Source organism: Maritimibacter harenae, assembly GCF_009882975.1.
Classification (GTDB): Bacteria; Pseudomonadota; Alphaproteobacteria; order Rhodobacterales; family Rhodobacteraceae; genus Maritimibacter; species Maritimibacter harenae.
Map to the genome: position 1 here is coordinate 548,833 of NZ_WTUX01000019.1, position 17,580 is coordinate 566,412.

Annotated in this window: 16 protein-coding genes; 9 read left to right on the top strand and 7 right to left on the bottom strand. The window is 68.8% G+C overall.

Annotated elements, in window-relative coordinates:
* Position 1 precedes the first annotated feature (1 nt).
* The 8 genes from GQE99_RS17355 to GQE99_RS17390 are packed head-to-tail and all read left to right on the top strand — an operon-like array spanning position 2 to position 8,024.
* Entirely contained in the window at positions 2-934 is a 933-nt protein-coding gene (locus tag GQE99_RS17355) for a VOC family protein (protein WP_202530871.1), read from the top strand.
* Positions 934-1,722 carry an SDR family oxidoreductase gene (locus GQE99_RS17360; protein WP_161352900.1) on the top strand — a complete coding sequence of 263 codons (789 nt, stop codon included), beginning with the start codon at positions 934-936 and terminating at the stop codon, positions 1,720-1,722. The genes GQE99_RS17355 and GQE99_RS17360 overlap by 1 nt, the downstream gene beginning before the upstream one ends.
* Before the next feature lie 10 nt (positions 1,723-1,732).
* Entirely contained in the window at positions 1,733-3,412 is a 1,680-nt protein-coding gene (locus GQE99_RS17365) for a thiamine pyrophosphate-binding protein (RefSeq protein ID WP_161352902.1), read from the top strand.
* Positions 3,413-3,415: 3 nt separating this feature from the next.
* Entirely contained in the window at positions 3,416-4,228 is an 813-nt protein-coding gene (locus GQE99_RS17370) for an aspartate dehydrogenase (protein ID WP_161352904.1), read from the top strand.
* Positions 4,228-5,736, top strand: a complete 1,509-nt coding sequence (locus GQE99_RS17375; RefSeq protein ID WP_235917268.1) for an aldehyde dehydrogenase — start codon at positions 4,228-4,230, stop codon at positions 5,734-5,736. The genes GQE99_RS17370 and GQE99_RS17375 overlap by 1 nt, the downstream gene beginning before the upstream one ends.
* Entirely contained in the window at positions 5,733-6,944 is a 1,212-nt protein-coding gene (locus GQE99_RS17380) for an FAD-dependent oxidoreductase (protein WP_161352906.1), read from the top strand. The genes GQE99_RS17375 and GQE99_RS17380 overlap by 4 nt, the downstream gene beginning before the upstream one ends.
* Positions 6,945-6,957: 13 nt before the next feature.
* A complete protein-coding gene (locus tag GQE99_RS17385) occupies positions 6,958-7,425 on the top strand; it encodes a flavodoxin domain-containing protein (RefSeq protein WP_161352908.1) in 468 nt (155 codons plus the stop codon).
* On the top strand, positions 7,422-8,024 hold the full coding sequence (locus GQE99_RS17390; RefSeq protein ID WP_202530873.1) for a pentapeptide repeat-containing protein: 603 nt from the start codon (positions 7,422-7,424) through the stop codon (positions 8,022-8,024). The genes GQE99_RS17385 and GQE99_RS17390 overlap by 4 nt, the downstream gene beginning before the upstream one ends.
* Before the next feature lie 6 nt (positions 8,025-8,030).
* Here the strand turns inward: GQE99_RS17390 and GQE99_RS17395 are convergent, their stop codons facing one another.
* The 7 genes from GQE99_RS17395 to GQE99_RS17425 all read right to left on the bottom strand — a co-directional run bounded on the left by GQE99_RS17395 (position 8,031) and on the right by GQE99_RS17425 (position 16,583).
* Positions 8,031-8,852 carry an IclR family transcriptional regulator gene (locus GQE99_RS17395; protein ID WP_161352910.1) on the bottom strand — a complete coding sequence of 274 codons (822 nt, stop codon included), beginning with the start codon at positions 8,850-8,852 and terminating at the stop codon, positions 8,031-8,033.
* Positions 8,853-8,984: 132 nt separating this feature from the next.
* Positions 8,985-11,933, bottom strand: a complete 2,949-nt coding sequence (locus GQE99_RS17400) for a GAF domain-containing protein (RefSeq protein ID WP_161352912.1) — start codon at positions 11,931-11,933, stop codon at positions 8,985-8,987.
* Positions 11,934-12,033: 100 nt separating this feature from the next.
* Positions 12,034-13,239 carry an endonuclease/exonuclease/phosphatase family protein gene (locus GQE99_RS17405; protein ID WP_161352914.1) on the bottom strand — a complete coding sequence of 402 codons (1,206 nt, stop codon included), beginning with the start codon at positions 13,237-13,239 and terminating at the stop codon, positions 12,034-12,036.
* Between the two features lie 14 nt (positions 13,240-13,253).
* The gene (locus tag GQE99_RS17410; RefSeq protein WP_161352916.1) at positions 13,254-14,222 is read right to left on the bottom strand and encodes a threonine ammonia-lyase; all 969 of its coding nucleotides are present in this window, start codon (positions 14,220-14,222) and stop codon (positions 13,254-13,256) included.
* Positions 14,219-15,049, bottom strand: coding sequence for an alpha/beta fold hydrolase (locus tag GQE99_RS17415; protein WP_161352918.1), 831 nt, complete (start codon positions 15,047-15,049; stop codon positions 14,219-14,221). The genes GQE99_RS17410 and GQE99_RS17415 overlap by 4 nt, the downstream gene beginning before the upstream one ends.
* Positions 15,049-15,738, bottom strand: a complete 690-nt coding sequence (locus GQE99_RS17420; RefSeq protein ID WP_161352919.1) for a haloacid dehalogenase type II — start codon at positions 15,736-15,738, stop codon at positions 15,049-15,051. Before GQE99_RS17420 ends, GQE99_RS17415 begins: the two co-directional genes overlap by 1 nt.
* Positions 15,739-15,797: 59 nt before the next feature.
* Complete coding sequence (locus tag GQE99_RS17425; RefSeq protein ID WP_161352921.1) at positions 15,798-16,583, bottom strand: hypothetical protein; 786 nt, start codon at positions 16,581-16,583, stop codon at positions 15,798-15,800.
* A gap of 191 nt (positions 16,584-16,774) precedes the next feature.
* Between GQE99_RS17425 and GQE99_RS17430 the strand changes: the two genes are divergently transcribed.
* Positions 16,775-17,389 carry a hypothetical protein gene (locus GQE99_RS17430; protein WP_161352923.1) on the top strand — a complete coding sequence of 205 codons (615 nt, stop codon included), beginning with the start codon at positions 16,775-16,777 and terminating at the stop codon, positions 17,387-17,389.
* Positions 17,390-17,580 lie beyond the last annotated feature (191 nt).

Here is a 17,580-nt window from a genome sequence, read left to right on the forward strand (position 1 = left end):
AATGGTGAACGAGACAACAAGAGTCGGCCATCTGCGTGGCATCATGATGCGCGCGCCGGGCATGACCGAAACGCTGCCGTTCTATCTCGACATGTGGGGGCTCACGCTGGCCCACCAGGAAGACGGCGAAGCGCTGCTGCGCGGGACCGGGGACGAACCCTTCCTCTACGGGCTCAAGGACGGCGACACGCACGGCATCGAATACGTGCATTTCGGCATGCCCGACCGCGCCTCGATGGATGCGCTCCACGCGCAGGTCGTGGCGAAAGGCGCCGATGTCGTGGGCGCACCCGCGCCGTTCGACGACTGGGCCGGCGGCTACGGCTTCGAGGTGCTCGACCCCGACATGCGCCGCCTGCGCTTCCGCACCGAGGCCCGCGCGGTCGAGGCCGAGCCCGACTGGGCCAAGCCGCGCAAGGTGAGCCACGTGGTTCTGAACACGCCCGACATGGAAGGCACGCAGAAATGGTACGAGGATGTGCTGGGCTTTCGCGCCTCGGACTACTCGGCCGACCAGATGGTCTTCCTGCGCTGCAACACCGACCACCACTCCATCGCGCTGGTGCGCGCGAGCTATCCCAGCGTGAACCACGTGGCCTTCGAACTGCCCAGCCTGGACGAATACATGCGCTCAATCGGGCGGATGAAGCAGAAGGGCCACGTGCCCAGCTGGGGGCCGGGCCGCCACGGGCCGGGCAACAACCCGTTCGCCTATTTCGTCTCGCCCTCCGGCTACGTGATCGAGTTCACCTCGGAGCTTCAGCAGATCGACGAGTCCACGCACGAGGCCAAGGTCTGGTCGCGCGCCGATCCGGAATCGATGGACCGCTGGATGACCGCCGGTCCGCCCACGCCCGCCCAGCGGGCGGTGATGCAGGGGCGCCCGGACCCGGGGTTCCCGGAGCTGGCCAAGCGCAAGCGGGGGGCCGCCTGATGCAGTTCGACTACGAAAACGCGGTCGCCGTCGTGACCGGCGGCTCCTCCGGGATCGGGCTGGCCACGGTCAAGACGCTGCTCGGCGCCGGCGCGCGCGTGGCACTCTGCGCGCGCAACGAGGGCCGGCTGGAACAGGTGGCCGACGTCCTGCGCCGCGACTTCGGTGAAGAGCGGCTGCTGGCGCAGGTCGTGGACGTGCTCGACGAGGACGCGGTCAAGGGGTTCGCGGGTGCGGTCGAGGCCCGGTGGGGCCGGTGCGATCTGCTCGTCAACAACGCGGGCGCAGGGCGCCAGTCGACCTTCGCGACCACGGAAGACGACGAATGGCGCGCGGAATACGAGCTCAAGCTCTTCAGCCAGATCTACCCGATCCGGGCGTTCCTGCCGCTGCTTCGCGAGGCGAAAGGCGCCATCGTGGCGGTCAATTCGCTGCTCGCCTACCAGCCGGAAGAACACATGGTCTGCACCTCCTCGGCGCGGGCCGGCGTGCAGAACCTGCTCAAGTCACTCTCGATCGAGTTCGCGCCGGACGTGCGCGTGAATTCCGTCCTGATGGGGTTGATCGAAAGCGGCCAGTGGACCCGCCGGTTCGAGGCCCGCGACGACAAATCCGTCAGCCGTGCGCAGTGGTACGGCGCGCTTGCAAGCCGCAAGGGCATCCCCCTGGGCCGCCTGGGCGACCCCGAAGAAGCCGCGAACGCCATCGCGTTCCTCGGCTCGCGCGCGGCCAGTTACATCACCGGTGCCCAGCTCGACGTGTCGGGCGGCCTGGCCAGACACATTTGAGGAGATGGGCATGAAACACGAAACCATTCAGGACGTCGAAACCGTCGGCGACTACATCGCCCGCTACCTCGCCGAGATCGGGGTGACGACGATGTTCGGCGTGATCTCGATCCACAACATGCCGATCCTCGACGCGGTCGCCCGCCAGGGGCGCATCCGGTTCGTGCCGGCCCGGGGCGAAGCGGGGGCGATGAACATGGCCGATGCCTTCGCCCGCGTGTCGGGCGGTCTGGGCGTGTGCATCACGTCGACGGGCACCGCCGCGGGCAACGCCGCCGGCGCGCAGGCCGAGGCCCTGACCGCCGGCAGCCGCGTGCTTCACATCACCAGCCAGGTCGACCTCGCGTTCGCCGACCGCGACCGCGCCGCGATTCACGACGTGCCGCGCCAGCCCGAGATGCTGCGCGGTGTCTCGAAGAAGGTCTACCGCATGTGGGATTCAAACGGGGCGGTCGGCACGCTGACCGCGGCCGTCTCGGACACGCTGTCGGCGCCTTCGGGGCCCGTGAGCCTCGAGATCCCCGTGGACGTACAGCGCCAGATCGCAACGCGCCAGGCGACCTATTTCGTGCCCGAGGCGCATGTTCCACGCGCGCCGGACGCGGCGATCGACGCGCTGGCCGACGCCCTGATGAAGGCGAAGCGCCCCCTCCTGTGGCTTGGCGGCGGGGCGCGCGAAGCGTCGCGCGAAGCCACCGAGCTGATGAAGCGGGGCGTGGGCATCGTGACCTCGACCAACGGGCGCGGCACGGTGACCGAGGAAGCCTCGGCGAACCTCGGGGCGTTCAACATGGGGCCGGAGGCCGTGTCGCTCTACGAGAGCTGCGACCTGATGATCGTCGTGGGCTCGCGCCTGCGTGGCAACGAGACGCGCAACAACCTGATGCCGCTGCCCCGCCCGCTGATCCAGGTCGACGCCGACGCCTCGCAGGGTGGGCGCAACTACCCGGTGGACATGTTCGTCCAGGGTGGCGCGGCCGACACGCTGGCCCGCCTGCTCGACCGGCTGCCGGAGAAGCTGTCGGTCGATCCCGACCTCGGGTTCGATATTGCCCGCACCCGTGCCACGGCCGAGGGCCGGATGCGCGATCAGCTGGGCCATTACAGCGTGCTGGCCGACTCGATCAGCGAAGCGGTCGCGGCCGGCGGTCACGCCTGGGTGCGCGACGTGACGATCTCGAACTCCACGTTCGGCAACCGCTACGTACGCCTGTCGCGCCCGGAGCAGGGCGTTCACGCGCTGGGCGGCGGGATCGGGCAGGGTGTCGCGATGGGCATCGGTGCCGCGCTGGCCTGCCGGGACGGGCAGAAGGCCGTCACGCTCGTGGGCGATGGTGGCACGATGCTGGGACTGGCCGAAATGATCACCGCCGTCGATGAGCGCGCGCCGCTGATCTACGTGCTGATGAATGACCGCGTCTACGGCGTGATCCAGAACATCCAGGATGCGCAATACGACAGCCGCCGCCATTACTCGGCCATCGCGGTTCCCGAGTTCGACACGTTCTGCGCCTCGATCGGGATGCCCCACACGCTCGTCGACGATGTCGAGGCGTTCGGCGACGTGCTCGACCACTTGCTGACGCAGGACGGCCCGGCACTGATCGAGGTCGACATGAACGCGATCGGCCCGTTCGCCGAAGCCTTCGCGGGTCCGCCCGCGGGTGCCGCCCAGACGAAAGAGGTGTGAGCCATGCATCTGGGCCTCATCGGTTGCGGGAACATCGTGAAGACCCTTCTGGGCTTCCTTGATGCGCCGGACGCGCCCGCGGTGGAGCGCATTACGCTCCTCGTGCGCAACGGCCAATGCGACCGCGCCCACGACGAGATCGCCGCGATCGTGCCCGAGGCCCGCATCGTCGAGGAGACTTCGGACCTGATCGCCGCGGCCCCCGACCTCGTGGTCGAGGCCGCGGGGCACGCGGGCGTGCTCGAACATGTCGCGCCCTGTCTTGAGGCCGGGTTCGACGTGGTCGTCGTGTCGGTCGGGGCGCTGGCGGAGACCGCGCTGGCCGACCGGCTGGAGCGGGCCGCCCGCGCGGGCGGCGCCCGTATCATCCTGCCCGCTGGCGCCGTGGGCGGCATCGACATCGTCTCGGCGCTCTCCGTTTCCGGCGACGTGACGCTGACCTATCGCGGCACGAAGCCGCCCGGGGCCTGGGCGGGGACGCCCGCCTCGGACACGCTCGACCTCGACGGCCTGAGCGCGGCGGCGGTGTTCTTCTCGGGCACCGCGCGCGAGGCGGCCTCGCAGTTTCCCAAGAACGCGAATGTCGCCGCGACACTTGCGCTCGCGGGACCGGGTCTTGACCGCACGCGGGTCGAACTGGTCGCGGACCCCACCGCGTCGGGCAACCTGCACGCCTACGAGCTGACCTCGCCCGCCGCCAAGGTGCGCGTGGAGATCGAGAACCTGCCCTCGACGGGCAATGCGAAAACCAGCGTCGCGACGATCTATTCCGTCCTGCGCGAAATCCGAAACCGTATCGGACCGATGGTGATCTGATGAAGGATGGCAACGTGAACATGGACCTCCCCGACGGCCGGCTCTTCCTTGCGGGTGAATGGCGCGCGGGGGCGGGGGCCGAGATCACCTCGGTCTTCCCGGCGGACGGCACGGTGAACTGCACGCTCAAGGGGGCGAGTGCGGCGGATGGCGAAGAGGCCATCGCGCGCGCCAAGGCCGCGCAGGCCGACCCGGCATGGCTGGACCTCAAACCGCACGAACGCGCGCGGCTCCTTTACCGCATCGCGGACGGGATCGAGGCGAACGCGGCGCGCATTTCGCACATCCAGTCGCGCGACACGGGCAAGACATTGCGCGAAACCGCGGCGCTCGCGGCCTCGGCCGCCGGCACCTTCCGCTATTTCGGCGCGGTGCTGGAGACGATGGACGAAGAGGTCACCACCCGGCGCGGGCCTGCGATGACCCTGTCCGTTTACGAGCCGATGGGCGTGGTCGCCGCGATCACGCCTTGGAACTCTCCCATCGCCTCGGACGCGCAGAAGGTCGCCCCGGCGCTTGCCGCCGGCAACGCGGTGATTCTGAAGCCCGCCTCCTGGTCGCCGCTGACCGCGCTGGAACTCGCCCGGATCGTCGACGAGGCGGGGTGTCCCAAGGGCCTCTTCTCGGTCCTGCCCGGATCGGGGCGCGAGATCGGAAACCTGCTGGTCGAACACCCCGACATCGCACGCGTCAGCTTCACCGGCGGGACCGAAACCGGCCGCGCGCTTGCCGTGAAGGCCGCGCAGAAGCTGATGCCCGTGAGCCTCGAGCTCGGGGGCAAGTCGCCCACAATCGTGTTCGCGGATGCGTACATGGAACAGGCGCTGGCCGGCGTGTTGTTCGGGATTTTCTCATCCACCGGGCAGAGCTGCATCGCCGGGTCGCGTCTTTTCGTGGAGCGTTCCATCTACGACGACTTCGTCGCGCGCCTCGTCGCGGCCACCGAGCGGCTCGTTGTCGGCCATCCGTTCGACGCGGCGACCCAGGTCGCCCCGCTCATCCATGCCGATCACCGCGAAGAGGTGGCCGCCCACGTGGCGCGCGCGCTCGAGGACGGGGCGGAGCTGCTCACCGGCGGCCGGGCCCCCGACGGGGACGCGTTCGCGGCGGGCAGCTATTACCTGCCCACCATCCTCGCCGGGCTGCCCAACACCGCGCGACTGTGTCGCGAAGAGGTGTTCGGCCCCGTGCTGGCGGTACTTCCGTTCGAAGACGAGGCGGACGTGATCGCGCAGTCCAACGACAATGAATACGGGCTGGCCTGCGGTCTCTGGACCCGGGACTTCCCGCGCGCCTGGCGCGTGGGCCGCGCGATCCAGGCCGGCACCATCTGGCACAACACCTACAAGCAGTTCTCCGTCTCGGCACCCTTCGGCGGCGACGGGGCGAGCGGCATCGGGCGCGAGAAGGGCCGGCAGGGCCTGCGCGCCTACATGCGGCAGAAGAGCTTCTACACGGACCTCACGGGCGCCCCGGTTCCTTGGGCGGGCGACGCGGTGACGGCATGACGGGCAAGATCGCCATCGTCGGCGCCGGTCCCTCCGGCTGCTACCTGGCCCAGGCGCTGCTCAAGGCTGCGCCGGAGCTCGAGGTCGACATCGTCGACGCGCTGCCGGTACCCTATGGGCTGGTGCGCTACGGCGTGGCGGCCGATCACCAGGGCACCAAGGGCGTGACGCGCCAGTTCGCCCGCGTGTTCGAACGCCAGGGCGCGCGCTTCTTCGGCAACCTCAAGCTGGGCCGGGATGTCGACCTCGACGCGCTGCGCGCGGCCTATGACGTGGTCGTGCTGGCGACCGGCATGTCGGTGGACCGTCCGCTCGGCATCCCCGGCGACGACCTGCGCGGCGTCTACGGGGCGGGGCGCCTGACGCGCGCGCTCTACGAGCACCCGGATGCCGAGGCGCTGCCCGACCTCGGGGCGCATCCGCTCATCGTGGGCAACGGCAACGTGGCCATCGACCTGTTGCGCCTGCTGGCCAAGGCGCCGGATGAGTTCGCGGGCTCCGACCTCGGGCCGGGGCCGAGCGGCTGGCTTGCCAAAAGCGGGATCGAGACGATCACGATCACCGGCCGCTCTGCCGCCGCGCGGGCGAAGTTCGACCCCGTCATGGTCAAGGAGCTGGGCAAGCTCACGGGCGTGCGTTTCGACGTGGTGGACGCGGGCGACAGCGACGACCCGGCGGGCGCGAAGAAGATCGAGGCGCTGGCCGGGCTGTCCGGCACCGGCGCGCGCACCGTGACCTTCCGCTTCGGCCTGACGCCGGCCGAGGTCATCGGCCAGGACGGCGAAGTGCGTGCCATGCGCTTCGCCACCGCCACGGGCGAGGAGACGCTGCCCTGCACCTCGGTCCTGACCGCCATCGGTTTCGACCCGTCGCCGGACCTGCCACGCGATGTGCTGCTCGCCGGGGCGACGGATGCGGAGGCGGGTGCGCTCGCCCCCGGGCTCTACGCGACCGGCTGGTTCCGGCGCGGCCCGCGCGGCACGATCCCCGAGAACCGGGCGGATGCCCAGGCGCTCGCCGCGCGCATTCTCGATGACATCGACCCCGACCTGGAAAAGCCCGGTCGCGCCGTGCTGGACGGGCGCGCCGAGCTGGTGGATTACGACGGCTGGTGCCGCATCGACGCCGCCGAAACCGAAGCGCTGCCGGACGGGCGGTGCCGGGCCAAGATCACGACGCGGGCCGAGATGGTCCGGATCGCAAAATGAGGAGTGACCCCAGATGATGATCAGCATTCTCTACGGGACCGAGACCGGCAACGCCGAGATGCTTGCCGAGGATATCCAGGCCGAGCTCGAGGGCGACCACGACGTGACCTGCGAGAACCTCTCGGACGTGGATCCGGCAGCGCTCGATCCGAACCGGCTCTATCTGCTGGTGTGCTCGACCTACGGCGACGGGGAACTGCCCGCCTCGGCGCAGCCTTTCGCCGAGGCGATGGACGCCGCCAAGCCGGACCTCTCCGCGATCCATTTCGCGATCTTCGGGCTGGGTGACAGCGAATACGACGAGACCTTCAACCATGGGCCCAAGCGTCTGGCCGAGCTCATGCTGGCCCACGGCGCGACACAGATCGGCGAACGCGTGGCGCATGACGCCTCCGGGTCGGACATGGCCGAAGACCTGGCGTTCCCGTGGGCCGAAGAGATTGTCGGGCAGGCCGAGGACCGGCTCGGCGCCGCCGCATGATCGCAGCCGCCGACATACGCGCGGCACTGTCGCGGCCCCACCGGCACGGGACGCACAGTTCCTTCGTCGGCGAGACCTGCGATGGGCCGCTGGATTTGTCGGGGCTCACGCTCTCCGGCGTCGATTTCTCCGGCGCGATCTTTCCCGAAGGCCTCGATGCGCGCGGCGCGACGTTCGAGGGGTTGAGCTGGTTCTCCCGCGTCACCTTCGGCGCGGACGCCCGCTTCGCGGGGGCCACCTTCGCCTCCGACGCCCGCTTCGAGGACGCCGCGTTCGCGGGTTCGGCGGACTTCGAGGGCACGGATTTTCGCGGTATCGCGCGGTTCGACCGCGCCCGGGTCTCGGGCGACCTGCGCATGCGGGGCATCACCTGCAACGGGAACCTGTCGTTCGAGGCCGCCCGGATTGCGGGCGCAGCCGATCTGTCGCAGGCGGAGTTCATGGGCGGGCTGTGGCTTCAGGACGTGGGCTTCCCGGCCGGCACCGCCTTCGCGGACACGCAGATCCACGGCCGCTTGTGGCTGCGCGGCGGGCATGTCGGAAACCGGGTGCTCAGGCCCGCCGATTTCGACATGGCCTACGGTTATGCCTGGACCTGATCGCCCTCACATCTGTTCGGAATTCCAGCCCCGGTAACCCAGCGCCTCGGAAATCTCGCGGGCAGCGTCCTTGAGGCGTGCTTCGATCTTGCCGACCAGCGGACCGTCCTGCGCGAAGGTGCTGGCATGTCCCGTCACGTTGATCGCCGCGACCGCCTGACCTTCGTGGTCGTAGATCGCGACGGCGGCCGAGCCGATGTCGGGCTCGAAATTCGCAACGCTCCAGGAAATCCCCTTCGTACGGTCCGTCGCGAGCTGTTCGTGCAGGTCGGCGAGCGTGGTGCGCGTCTTGTCCGAGTAAGCCTCGAGCGGCTGGCCCGCGTAAAGCTCGTCGACCGCGCGCGCGCTGAGCGACGCCAACAGGATGCGCCCGATCGTCGTGGCGTGGGCCGGCAGGCGCGTGCCCTCGCGCACCATGCTGGCAAGGTGCGAATTGGGCGTTTCGCGTGCCAGGTAGACGATGTCGCGACCGTCGCGCACGCCCAGATGCGCCGAGAGATTGAGGTCTTCGACCAGTTCCCGCAGGACCGGGCGCGAGGTGGGCACGAGGCCGCGTTCGTTCAGGGCCTGGCTCGCCAGCGTGATGAGCCCCGTGCCGAGCCGGTAGCCCCCGTCGTCCGGGATCGCCTCGATCATGCGCTCGGCCTCGAGCGTCGCGAGCAGCCGGATCAGCGTCGTGCGGTTGATGCCGATGTCCTCGGCCGTCCGGTTGATCTTCCGGCACCGATTGCCCGCCGCGATATGGCGCAGCACGCGGAAGGCCCGCTCGACCGGCGGCACGGCGTAGTCGGGGCGGGTCTTTTCCTTTTTCGTGGCGGTCTCGGTCATGGCTCGATGAATTTGCACAAATTTGAACTCTAGAATCCATAAACGAACAATCAGAAGGCGAAAACCCATATTTTGGGCGGTGCGACCCGCGATTGCCCAATCGGCGGACGCGGTATGAGCGCGCCGGTCGGTTCAGGCGCCTTGCGCCCCGCGGGTCCGATGCATGGCGCGCGCGATGGCGTGGGACAGGGCATGCAGGCTGTAGGGCTTGGTCAGCACCTCGATCCCGGCGGTCGGATCGTCGTCATCGGGCGGTACCCGCGCACCGCTGTAGCCCGTCGTCATCACGACCGGCAGGCCGGGGTAGTCGGTCAGGATCCTCTGGGCAAGGTCGCGGCCATTGAACTCGCCGGGCATCACGATGTCGGTGAAGACAAGCTGGATGTCGGCGTTGTGTTCTAGGCAGACCAGCGCCTCGTGCGCGTCGCGGGCCTCGACCACCCCGTAACCCAGCGCGTGCAGCCGTTCGCGCGCCGCGTCGCGCACGGGCGCCTGGTCTTCGACGACGAGGATCACGCCCTTGCCGTCCCCCGCGACCGTTTCGCTCCTGCGCGTCTCGATGGCGGAGGTGCCGTCGCCGTGGCCGCGTGGAAGGTAGAGGCGGACGGTCGTGCCCCGGCCCGGCGTGCTGTCGATCTGCAGGAACCCGCCGCATTCGCGTACCATCGTCTGCACGCTGAACAGGCCGAGCCCTGCGCCGGTGCCGTGTTCCTTCGTCGTGAAGAAGGGGTCGAGCGCGCGGGCGAGGACGTCCGGCGCCATGCCTTCACCGGTGTCCGCGACCGACAGGCAGACGTAATCTCCCGGAATGGCGGTCGCCGCGTTCCCGGTGCCGATCGCCTCGTTGGACGTGACGACGCTGATGGTCCCGCCGCGCGGCATCGCGTCACGCCCGTTCACGGCGAGGTTCAGGATGGCGCTGTCCACGTAGGCCGGGTCGATGAAGGCGGGCCACAGGTCCGGGGCGAGGTCGAGGTCGAGCCGGATGCGTTCGCCGATCGCGCGATCGAGGATCGAACCCAGCTGCCGGACCAGGCCGTTCAGGTCGACCAGCTGCGGGCGCACCGGGCCGCTCTTGGACCAGACCACCAGGCGGTTGTTGAGCCGCTCGCCCAACTGGGCCGCACGCATGGCCTTGTCGAGATGGGTGTTGCGCGTTTCCGCATCGCCGCGGATCTGCGCCATCTCGATGTTCGCGACGATCACCGTCAGCAGGTTGTTGAAATCGTGCGCGATCGACCCCGCCAGGCGCCCGACGACGTCCAGCCGTTGCGAATGGACCAGCGCTTCCACGGCCTCGCGGCGCGCGGTGATGTTGCTGGCCGCGCCGAACCATTCGACGATGTTGCCGGCGTCGTCCAGCATCGGGATCGCGCGCGACAGCGTCCACCCGAGTGAACCATCGGGCCGCTTGACCCGGTGTTCGAGCTTGAAGGTCTCCTTCCCGTCGATCGCCTGCTGGATTGCCTTCGCTACCCGGTCCGCTTCTTCGGGGGGGATGTAGTCGGTGAACCAGTCCGTCGTCGGTTCCGGCGCATCCTTGATGAAACCCCGCCCGTCGAGTTCCCGCATCACCGACCAGTCCGGGCTCATCCGGTACACGACCTCCGAGGTGGCGTTGACCAGGGCACGGAAGCGCTGCTCGCTCGCCCGCAGCGCGGCCTCCGCCTGGGCGCGCCCGATGGCCGACCAGCTGCGTTCGGCCACTTCCTCGACCAGCGCGACCTCGTCGCGGCTCCAGACGGTCGGCGCGGCGTTCGCGACGCTGAGCACCACGAGTTGCTGGCCGTCCATCAGGAGGGGCGCCGAGATGAAGGCCCGGATGGCGAGCGCGCGGTAGGCCGTGAGCTGCTCTTGCGACACGCCCGGCTGCGCTTCGATGTCCTCGACCACCAGCGATCGACCGGTGTGACGCGAATCCGCCCCGTCCGGCCGGAAGCCCGGCGACGTGAAGATCGGCGTCATCGGTGGCAGGTCGGACCGAAGGTACTCCTGTGCCGTCGTGCAGTCTTCGCCGTCGATCTCGACGTAATTGACGCGGTCGACCCCCATGAACGCGCCAAGCATGTCACAGGCCGTCTTCATGACCTCGCCGGGCTCATCCAGGTACCTCAGCCTGTCCGTCAGGCGCAGCAGGAACTCTTCCCGGGCCTGGCGGGCCCGCAGCTCGGCCTCCGCGCGGCGCTGGGCGGTCACGTCACGGATCACCGCCATAAGGCGCCGTTGGCTGTCATCCGTGATCCGGGAGACGAACATCTCCAGGACCATGCCCTGCGGCACCGAGCCCCGTTCGATCCGCACCGCTTCGCCGCTTTCCAGCACGTGGTCGTAGTCGTCGTACCATTCCTCCGCCTCGTCGGGAAAATTGTCCCGGATCGACTGCCCGCTCAGGTCCGCGATGCCGAACATGGCCTGCATGGCGGGGTTCATCGTGATGTAGCGGTAGTCGCGCAGCCCATCCTGCCGCCGGGGGAGGCGTTCGAACACGCAGACCGCCTCGTCCATCGAGTCCACCAGCGTGCGGTAGCGTGCCTCGCTTGTCCCGAGGGCCGCCTCTGCCCGCGCGCGTTCGACCGCGGTCCAGATCAGGTCGGCCGCATCCCGAAGGAGCGAGACATCTTCGTCGCGCCAGTCGCGCGGGTCCGAGTCGGCGACGCAGAGCGCGCCGACCAGCCGGCCCTCCTTGATCAGGGGCGCGCAGATACAGGCGATGATCTCGAGCGCCGCCGAGGCCGGCCTTGCGTCGTCGGGGACCAGGTCGGAGGTCCGCGTGTCCCCCACGACATGGCATTCCCCCCGGCGCAGGATCTGCACCGACCAGCCGAAATCGGCCACGTCGTGTTCGCCGACCAGGGACTTGATGCCGTCGCGCACGAAGTCGCGCGCCACGGTCGCGATCCCCAGGTCATCGTCGATCTCGACGTAATAGGCGCGATCCACCTCGAGCCAGTCGGCAATCATTTCGCTGGCCCGCGCGGAAACCTCGACCGGGTCGCCCAGCTCACGCAGGGCGTTGGAAAGACCCAGGAGCATGCCGTGACGCTCCGGGCGTTCAGGAACCCCGTCGACCTCGGTGCGCATCGGGCTCTTTCCAGAGTTTCTTGTCGCCTGCCGGAAAGTTTAGCGCCGGAAACGGATCGCGCAATATGGCTTGTGTGCAGCGGCAGCGAGACGCCGGCGCCTAGAGGTCGCGCAGACGCAGGTGTGCCTTGATCTGCCCGTGGTCGGAGGCGAGCTTGTTGTAGGGCGCTTCCGGGTGCGAGCCGTCGGTGATGTGGTCGTTGAGGACCGAGAAATACTCCATGTCGGCGATCCGGGCCGCGTTGTCCGGGTGGAAGTGACGGCTGAGATAGATCTGGTCGATGCTCTCGAACACGCCCGCGAAGGCGGTGGTATAGACCATGTCGCGCAGGGACCGGCGCACGAAGAGTTTCTCGGCGGAATGAAGCCGGAACCGCTCGACCGCCGCGTCGATGTCGCGCGCCTCGTCGGCCGAGTAGCGGTCGGAATAGCTCTCGGCGTCGTGGCGCAGCATCCACTGGTAGTTGCGGAACGGCACCTCGCCCGAGACGATCTCGCTGCTCACCGCGTGTTCGCCGTCGTTGAAATCGCCCATCACGGCCACCGGGTTGCCCGCGTCGAGTTCGGCCACGATTTCGCGCCTGAGCACCCAGGCCTCGGCCATCCGGCGGACCGCTGCGCGCAGGGCGCCCATCGCGCGTCCTTCGGGGTCGTAGCGCGTGAGGTCTTCTTCGGGGGCGTAGTCGGCCCCCGGCGGCACGATGTATTCGCCGAGCTTCGATTTCAGGTGGCAGTTGAACAGCGTCAAGGTCACGCCGCCCACCGGGATGCGCACCTTCAGGATCGGGCGCGACAGGCGGTGGAGCAGGAAGCCGCCCGCCTCGAGGTCGCCGTCGAGCCCGCGCAGGGGCTGGAACGGGATCTCGATCGGCGTGTCGAAATCCTGGATCACCTCCGGGTCGCCCGAGAAGCCGAAACGCGACAGCACCGCCACGCCCGGCCGGCGCTTGCCCGGCAGCCCCGTGTCGGCCGCGTTGGGGGCGAAGGCCAGGGCGGCTTCGTCATAGGGTTCGACACCGAGTTTTCGGAAGATGACCTTGCGGTGATACGCCTTGCCCCGATCCGGGATGACCGCCTGGTTCAGTGCATGGGCCCGGGTCGACGCTTCCTCGATCACGTCGACGAGCGCTTCTTCCTCGAAGATCTCCTGGAACCCGATCACGTCCGCGTCGAGGTCGACGATCTGGTTGGCCACCCAGTTGCGCTTCCAGGCGTATTCCTCGGGCGTGTAGCTCTGGAACTCGTAGTATTCCCGGTCGGGTCCGATCAGGTTCTTCACGTTGAACGAGGCGAGGCTGAACTCCATGCGCGGGTCTCCTCTCAGAGCGTGTCGAGCGCGCGGGCGAACATGGCGGGATCGACGTTCCCGCCGGAGACGACCGCGATCACCGTATCGGCCTCGAGCGCGCGGGGGTGGAACAACGCGGCGGCCAAGGCGACCGCGCCGCCGGGTTCGGCCACGATCTTGAGCCGGAGGAAAGCCTGCGCCATCGCGCGCAGCGCCTCGTCGTCGCTCACGGCAAGGCCGGGGCCACAGAGCGCCTGCATGATGGGAAATGTGAGCTCGCCGGTGCTGGGCGTGATGATCGCGTCACAGATCGAGCCGGTGAGATGGGGGTTCGACACGCGCCGCCCGGAGGCGAGCGATCGCGCGGCGTCGTCGAACCCCTCGGGCTCGACCGGGCGCACGCGCATCCCCGGCGCTTCTTCGTGAAGCGCGATCGCGGCGCCGGAGGTCAGCCCGCCACCGCCGCAAGGGATGAGCACCTCCGCCGCCCCGATGCCGGCGTCGCGCGCCTGGCCGGCGAGTTCCAGCCCCAGCGTGCCCTGGCCCGCGATGACCTCGGGCGCGTCGAAGGGCTTGATCAGGGTGAGCCCGCGGGCCTCGGCCAGTTCGGCCCCGATCGCGTCGCGGTCTTCCGTCGCGCGGTCGTAGGTCACCACCTCGGCCCCCAGCGCGCGCGTGTTGTCGAGCTTCAGGCGCGGCGCGTCGGACGGCATGACGATCACCGCGGGCACCGCGAAGTCGCGCGCGGCCTGCGCCACGCCCTGGGCATGGTTGCCCGAAGAGAACGCGATCACGCCCTCGGCGCGCTCCGCCTCCGGCAGGGCCGAGACTGCTGCACGCCCGCCCCTGTACTTGAAGCTGCCGGTAACCTGCAGGCACTCGGGCTTGACGAACACCCGCCGCCCCGCGAGCGCGTCGAGGAACGGCGACGACAGAAGCGGCGTCACCCGGGCATGGCCGCGGATGCGGTCCGCAGCCGCGCGAATACGCTCGATGTTCATCGGCAGTCGTCCAGCCAGCTGCGGATCGTCTCCAGCGCCTCGGGCTCGTCCAGGAAGGGCACGTGACCTCGATCCGGCACGCGGGCGTAGCGCAAATCGGGGCGGCGCTTGCGCATCTCGTCCACGGTGTCGTCGGTCAGAAGGTCCGAATTCGCCCCGTGGACCAGCGCGACCGGCTTGTCCGCGAGCGCGTCGAAGAAGGGCCAGAGGTCCGGCGTCTCGGCCGCCATCGCCGCGAGGTAGCTTTCACGCAGCGCCGGGTCGTAGCGCAGGTCGAGGCCGTCTTCGGTCTCGACATAGCTGCGCTCCACGTCTTCGCGCCAGCGTTCCTCGGGGACATTGGCGAAGCCGCGCGCGGTCTTCTGGCGAAGCCGCGCCATCTCGTCCAGCGATTTGGCGAAGGGCTTGCGCCCGATGTAGCCGTCGATCGCCTTCAGCCCTTCAGCGTTCACCACCGGCCCCACGTCGTTCAGGCAGACGCCGATCACCGCCTCGGGCTTGCTGGCGGCCATCACCATCGAGATCAGCCCGCCGCGCGAGGTGCCCAGGAAGGCCGCGCGCGCGATACCCAGGTGGTCCATGAGCGCCGCGACGTCGCCCAGTTCGTGGGGCACCGTGTAGGTCTGCCAGTCCGCGTGGTCCGACGCGCCGCGCCCCCGGTAATCCGGGCGCACGAGGCGCACGCCGGACAGGTGCGGCGCGAGGAAGTCGAAGTCGCGGTGATTGCGGGTAAGTCCGGGCAGGGCGATGAGCGGCATGCCCTCGCCCTCGTCGCGATAGGCGAGGCGCAGCCCGTCGGGCGTCGTGAAATGCGAAAGATCGGTCATCAGATGCCCTTGGCGATATCGGGGATGGGGGCGAGGTCGGTCAGCATCTCGTGCGGCGGGTGGCCGAGGCGTTCCATCGGGTCGCCGGCGCGGTTCACCCAGGCGGTGAAGAAGCCGTAGCCTGCCGCGGCGGAGGCATCCCAGCCGTTGGAGGACACGAAGAGGACCTCGTCGCGGGCGCAGTCGAAGCGCTTCGTCACGAGTTCGTAGACCTGCGGCGCGGGCTTGAAGATGCCCACGCTCTCGACGCTGAGCACGTCGTCGAGCAATTCGCCGATCCCGGCCGAGCTCACCGCACCGTCCAGCATGTCGGGCGAGCCGTTCGACAGGATCGCGGTGGAGAAGCCCTCGGCCTTCAGGCGTGCGAGCATGTCCGGGACCTCCGGGTAGGCCGACAATTCCCAGTAGAGCGCGAGAAGCCGTTCGCGCAGTTCGGCCTGTCCGCCCAGCCCTTGGGCGTCGAGCGCCCAGTCGAGTCCATCCTGCGTGACCGTCCAGAAATCCGTGTGCTCGCCGGTCACCGCGCGCAGCCAGGTGTATTCCAGCTGCTTGCGCCGCCAGTCGGCGGCCAGCGCGGGCCAGGTCTCGGCGAGCGTTTCGTTGCCGGGCTCGGCCGCGGCCTCCCGTGCGGCGGCGGATACGTCGAATAGCGTGCCGTAGGCATCGAATATGCAGGTCTTGATGGCCATGTCGTCCTCCCCGGGGCTCGGGGCGAGACTTGCATGGGCGCGGGGCGAGGGAAAGGGGGTCAGAGCGGGTGGGTGATGAAGAGCAGGACCCACCAGCCGCCCAGGAAGAACGCGCTGAGCGTGGCGAGGTAGGCGGGGATCGCGAGACCCAGCTGATGCAGCGTCATGGGGTGCCGGTCGGCCGGGATCGCGGGCCGGATGGCGAAGGCCATCGCGCCGATGGCGGTGACGAAGGACAGGGTGGGCGACCCGGTATGCCAGGACAACGCGATGAGGCCCGCGAATATGGCGGCCACCGGAAGGCTGCCGACGCGCGGATGCCCCGGGCGGAGGATCAACTGCACGAGCGTGCCGCCCGGCAGCGGCCAGACCGGCAGGAGCGCGAGGAAATTGAAGGCGCCGAGCGTCAACGCGACCCGCCCGAAGAGGTGGTGCAGCGCGCCGTCGGCGAAGAGGTCGGACAGCGCGAAGGCCAGCACCATCGGCGCGAGTCCGAGCGCGGGACCCATGAGCGTCACGAAGAACTGCTCCAGGTCGTCGGCATGTGGGGCGGGCGACACCGGGCCGCCGCGCGGAAGGGCCGCGAGTCGGTAGCGCACGGTCCCGTGCCCCGCCAGCCGGTGACCCAGCACGAGCCCTGCCTCGTGCGTGGTGAAGGCGATCGCAAGCGCGGCGGCGGTCGCGACATCGAAGGCGAGGGCGACGGCCACGAAGGCAGTTGCCAACAGGGTGATATGCCGAAGCGAGGCGCCGGTGACGGGAATGGGATTGCCGGGATCCATGGCGGGCCGCACAACAGAGATCGTCACGCCGACCAACACCATGGAGAGTAGAAAAAAGGTCATGCGACCCCGGCGTTCACAGGAGGCCACCCGGACAGATGTTACGAGGGACAATCGCGGGTGACCCTGCCTTGGATTATGCCGGTTTCGGCCCCAATCTCGCAACGAGTTAGACTGAAACTCACTGTTTCCGTTGCCTCCCGGCCCGCATTGCGCCCCAATATGACCGAAAAGGACGGATCGGGAGGACGCGGATGTCCGGACGCATCGAGGAATTGAGGAGCCACGCGCGCGAGGTGCGCGCGGCGTTGGAAGCGGAATACGAACGGCGCCTGGCCGAACTGGGCGGACGGTGGGAACGGGGACGGCTGATCTTCGACGCGGAGGTGCGCCGGCGCCAGCGCGCGGCCCGGCAGGCGTTCGGCGAGTACGTGCGCAACATCCGCCCCCTCAACGTGCTGACCGCACCGGTGATCTACTCGGTGATCGTGGCGTTCGTGGTGATGGACCTGTTCGTGACCGTCTACATGCACATCTGTTTCCCGGCCTACGGCATCCCGAAGGTGCGACGCCGCGATCACGTGAAGGTGGACCGGCATCGGCTTCCCTACCTGAACTGGGTCCAGAAGGTGAACTGCGTCTATTGCGGCTATGCCAACGGGGTCATTTCCTACGCGCGCGAAGTGGCGGGGCGGACCGAGGCTTACTGGTGCCCGATCAAGCATGCGGAGCGCTGGGAGGGGGCGCATGATCATTACGCCGGGTTCATGGATTACGGTGATACGGCGGATTTCATCGCGCGCTGGGAAGAGAGCCGGCGCCATGTGACGCGCGGGAAAGAGCAGCGCGGCGGGTCTGACACGGCGTGACAGGCGCAGTGTGCGCGGCGGCTGCGTGGGGTTTCATGCGGTGCAAATAACGGAATTTAATGAGAATTATTCTTGATCTGGCCCTCTGGCCATGTGACGGTTTTCCGGTTTTCCGGTTTTCCGGTTTTCCGGTTTTCCGGTTTTCCGGTTTTCCGGTTTTCCGGTTTTCCGGTTTTCCGGTTTTCCGGNCG

Coding starts and splice junctions, on each gene's coding strand:
- GQE99_RS17405 (WP_161352914.1), bottom strand. CDS start 13,239: ATGGAGTTCAGCCTCGCCTCGTTCAACGTGAAGAACCTGATCGGACCC.
- GQE99_RS17415 (WP_161352918.1), bottom strand. CDS start 15,049: ATGACCGATCTTTCGCATTTCACGACGCCCGACGGGCTGCGCCTCGCC.
- GQE99_RS17430 (WP_161352923.1), top strand. CDS start 16,775: ATGTCCGGACGCATCGAGGAATTGAGGAGCCACGCGCGCGAGGTGCGC.
- GQE99_RS17385 (WP_161352908.1), top strand. CDS start 6,958: ATGATGATCAGCATTCTCTACGGGACCGAGACCGGCAACGCCGAGATG.
- GQE99_RS17420 (WP_161352919.1), bottom strand. CDS start 15,738: ATGGCCATCAAGACCTGCATATTCGATGCCTACGGCACGCTATTCGAC.
- GQE99_RS17425 (WP_161352921.1), bottom strand. CDS start 16,583: ATGACCTTTTTTCTACTCTCCATGGTGTTGGTCGGCGTGACGATCTCT.
- GQE99_RS17355 (WP_202530871.1), top strand. CDS start 2: ATGGTGAACGAGACAACAAGAGTCGGCCATCTGCGTGGCATCATGATG.
- GQE99_RS17365 (WP_161352902.1), top strand. CDS start 1,733: ATGAAACACGAAACCATTCAGGACGTCGAAACCGTCGGCGACTACATC.
- GQE99_RS17375 (WP_235917268.1), top strand. CDS start 4,228: ATGAAGGATGGCAACGTGAACATGGACCTCCCCGACGGCCGGCTCTTC.
- GQE99_RS17390 (WP_202530873.1), top strand. CDS start 7,422: ATGATCGCAGCCGCCGACATACGCGCGGCACTGTCGCGGCCCCACCGG.
- GQE99_RS17370 (WP_161352904.1), top strand. CDS start 3,416: ATGCATCTGGGCCTCATCGGTTGCGGGAACATCGTGAAGACCCTTCTG.
- GQE99_RS17380 (WP_161352906.1), top strand. CDS start 5,733: ATGACGGGCAAGATCGCCATCGTCGGCGCCGGTCCCTCCGGCTGCTAC.
- GQE99_RS17395 (WP_161352910.1), bottom strand. CDS start 8,852: ATGACCGAGACCGCCACGAAAAAGGAAAAGACCCGCCCCGACTACGCC.
- GQE99_RS17360 (WP_161352900.1), top strand. CDS start 934: ATGCAGTTCGACTACGAAAACGCGGTCGCCGTCGTGACCGGCGGCTCC.
- GQE99_RS17400 (WP_161352912.1), bottom strand. CDS start 11,933: ATGCGCACCGAGGTCGACGGGGTTCCTGAACGCCCGGAGCGTCACGGC.
- GQE99_RS17410 (WP_161352916.1), bottom strand. CDS start 14,222: ATGAACATCGAGCGTATTCGCGCGGCTGCGGACCGCATCCGCGGCCAT.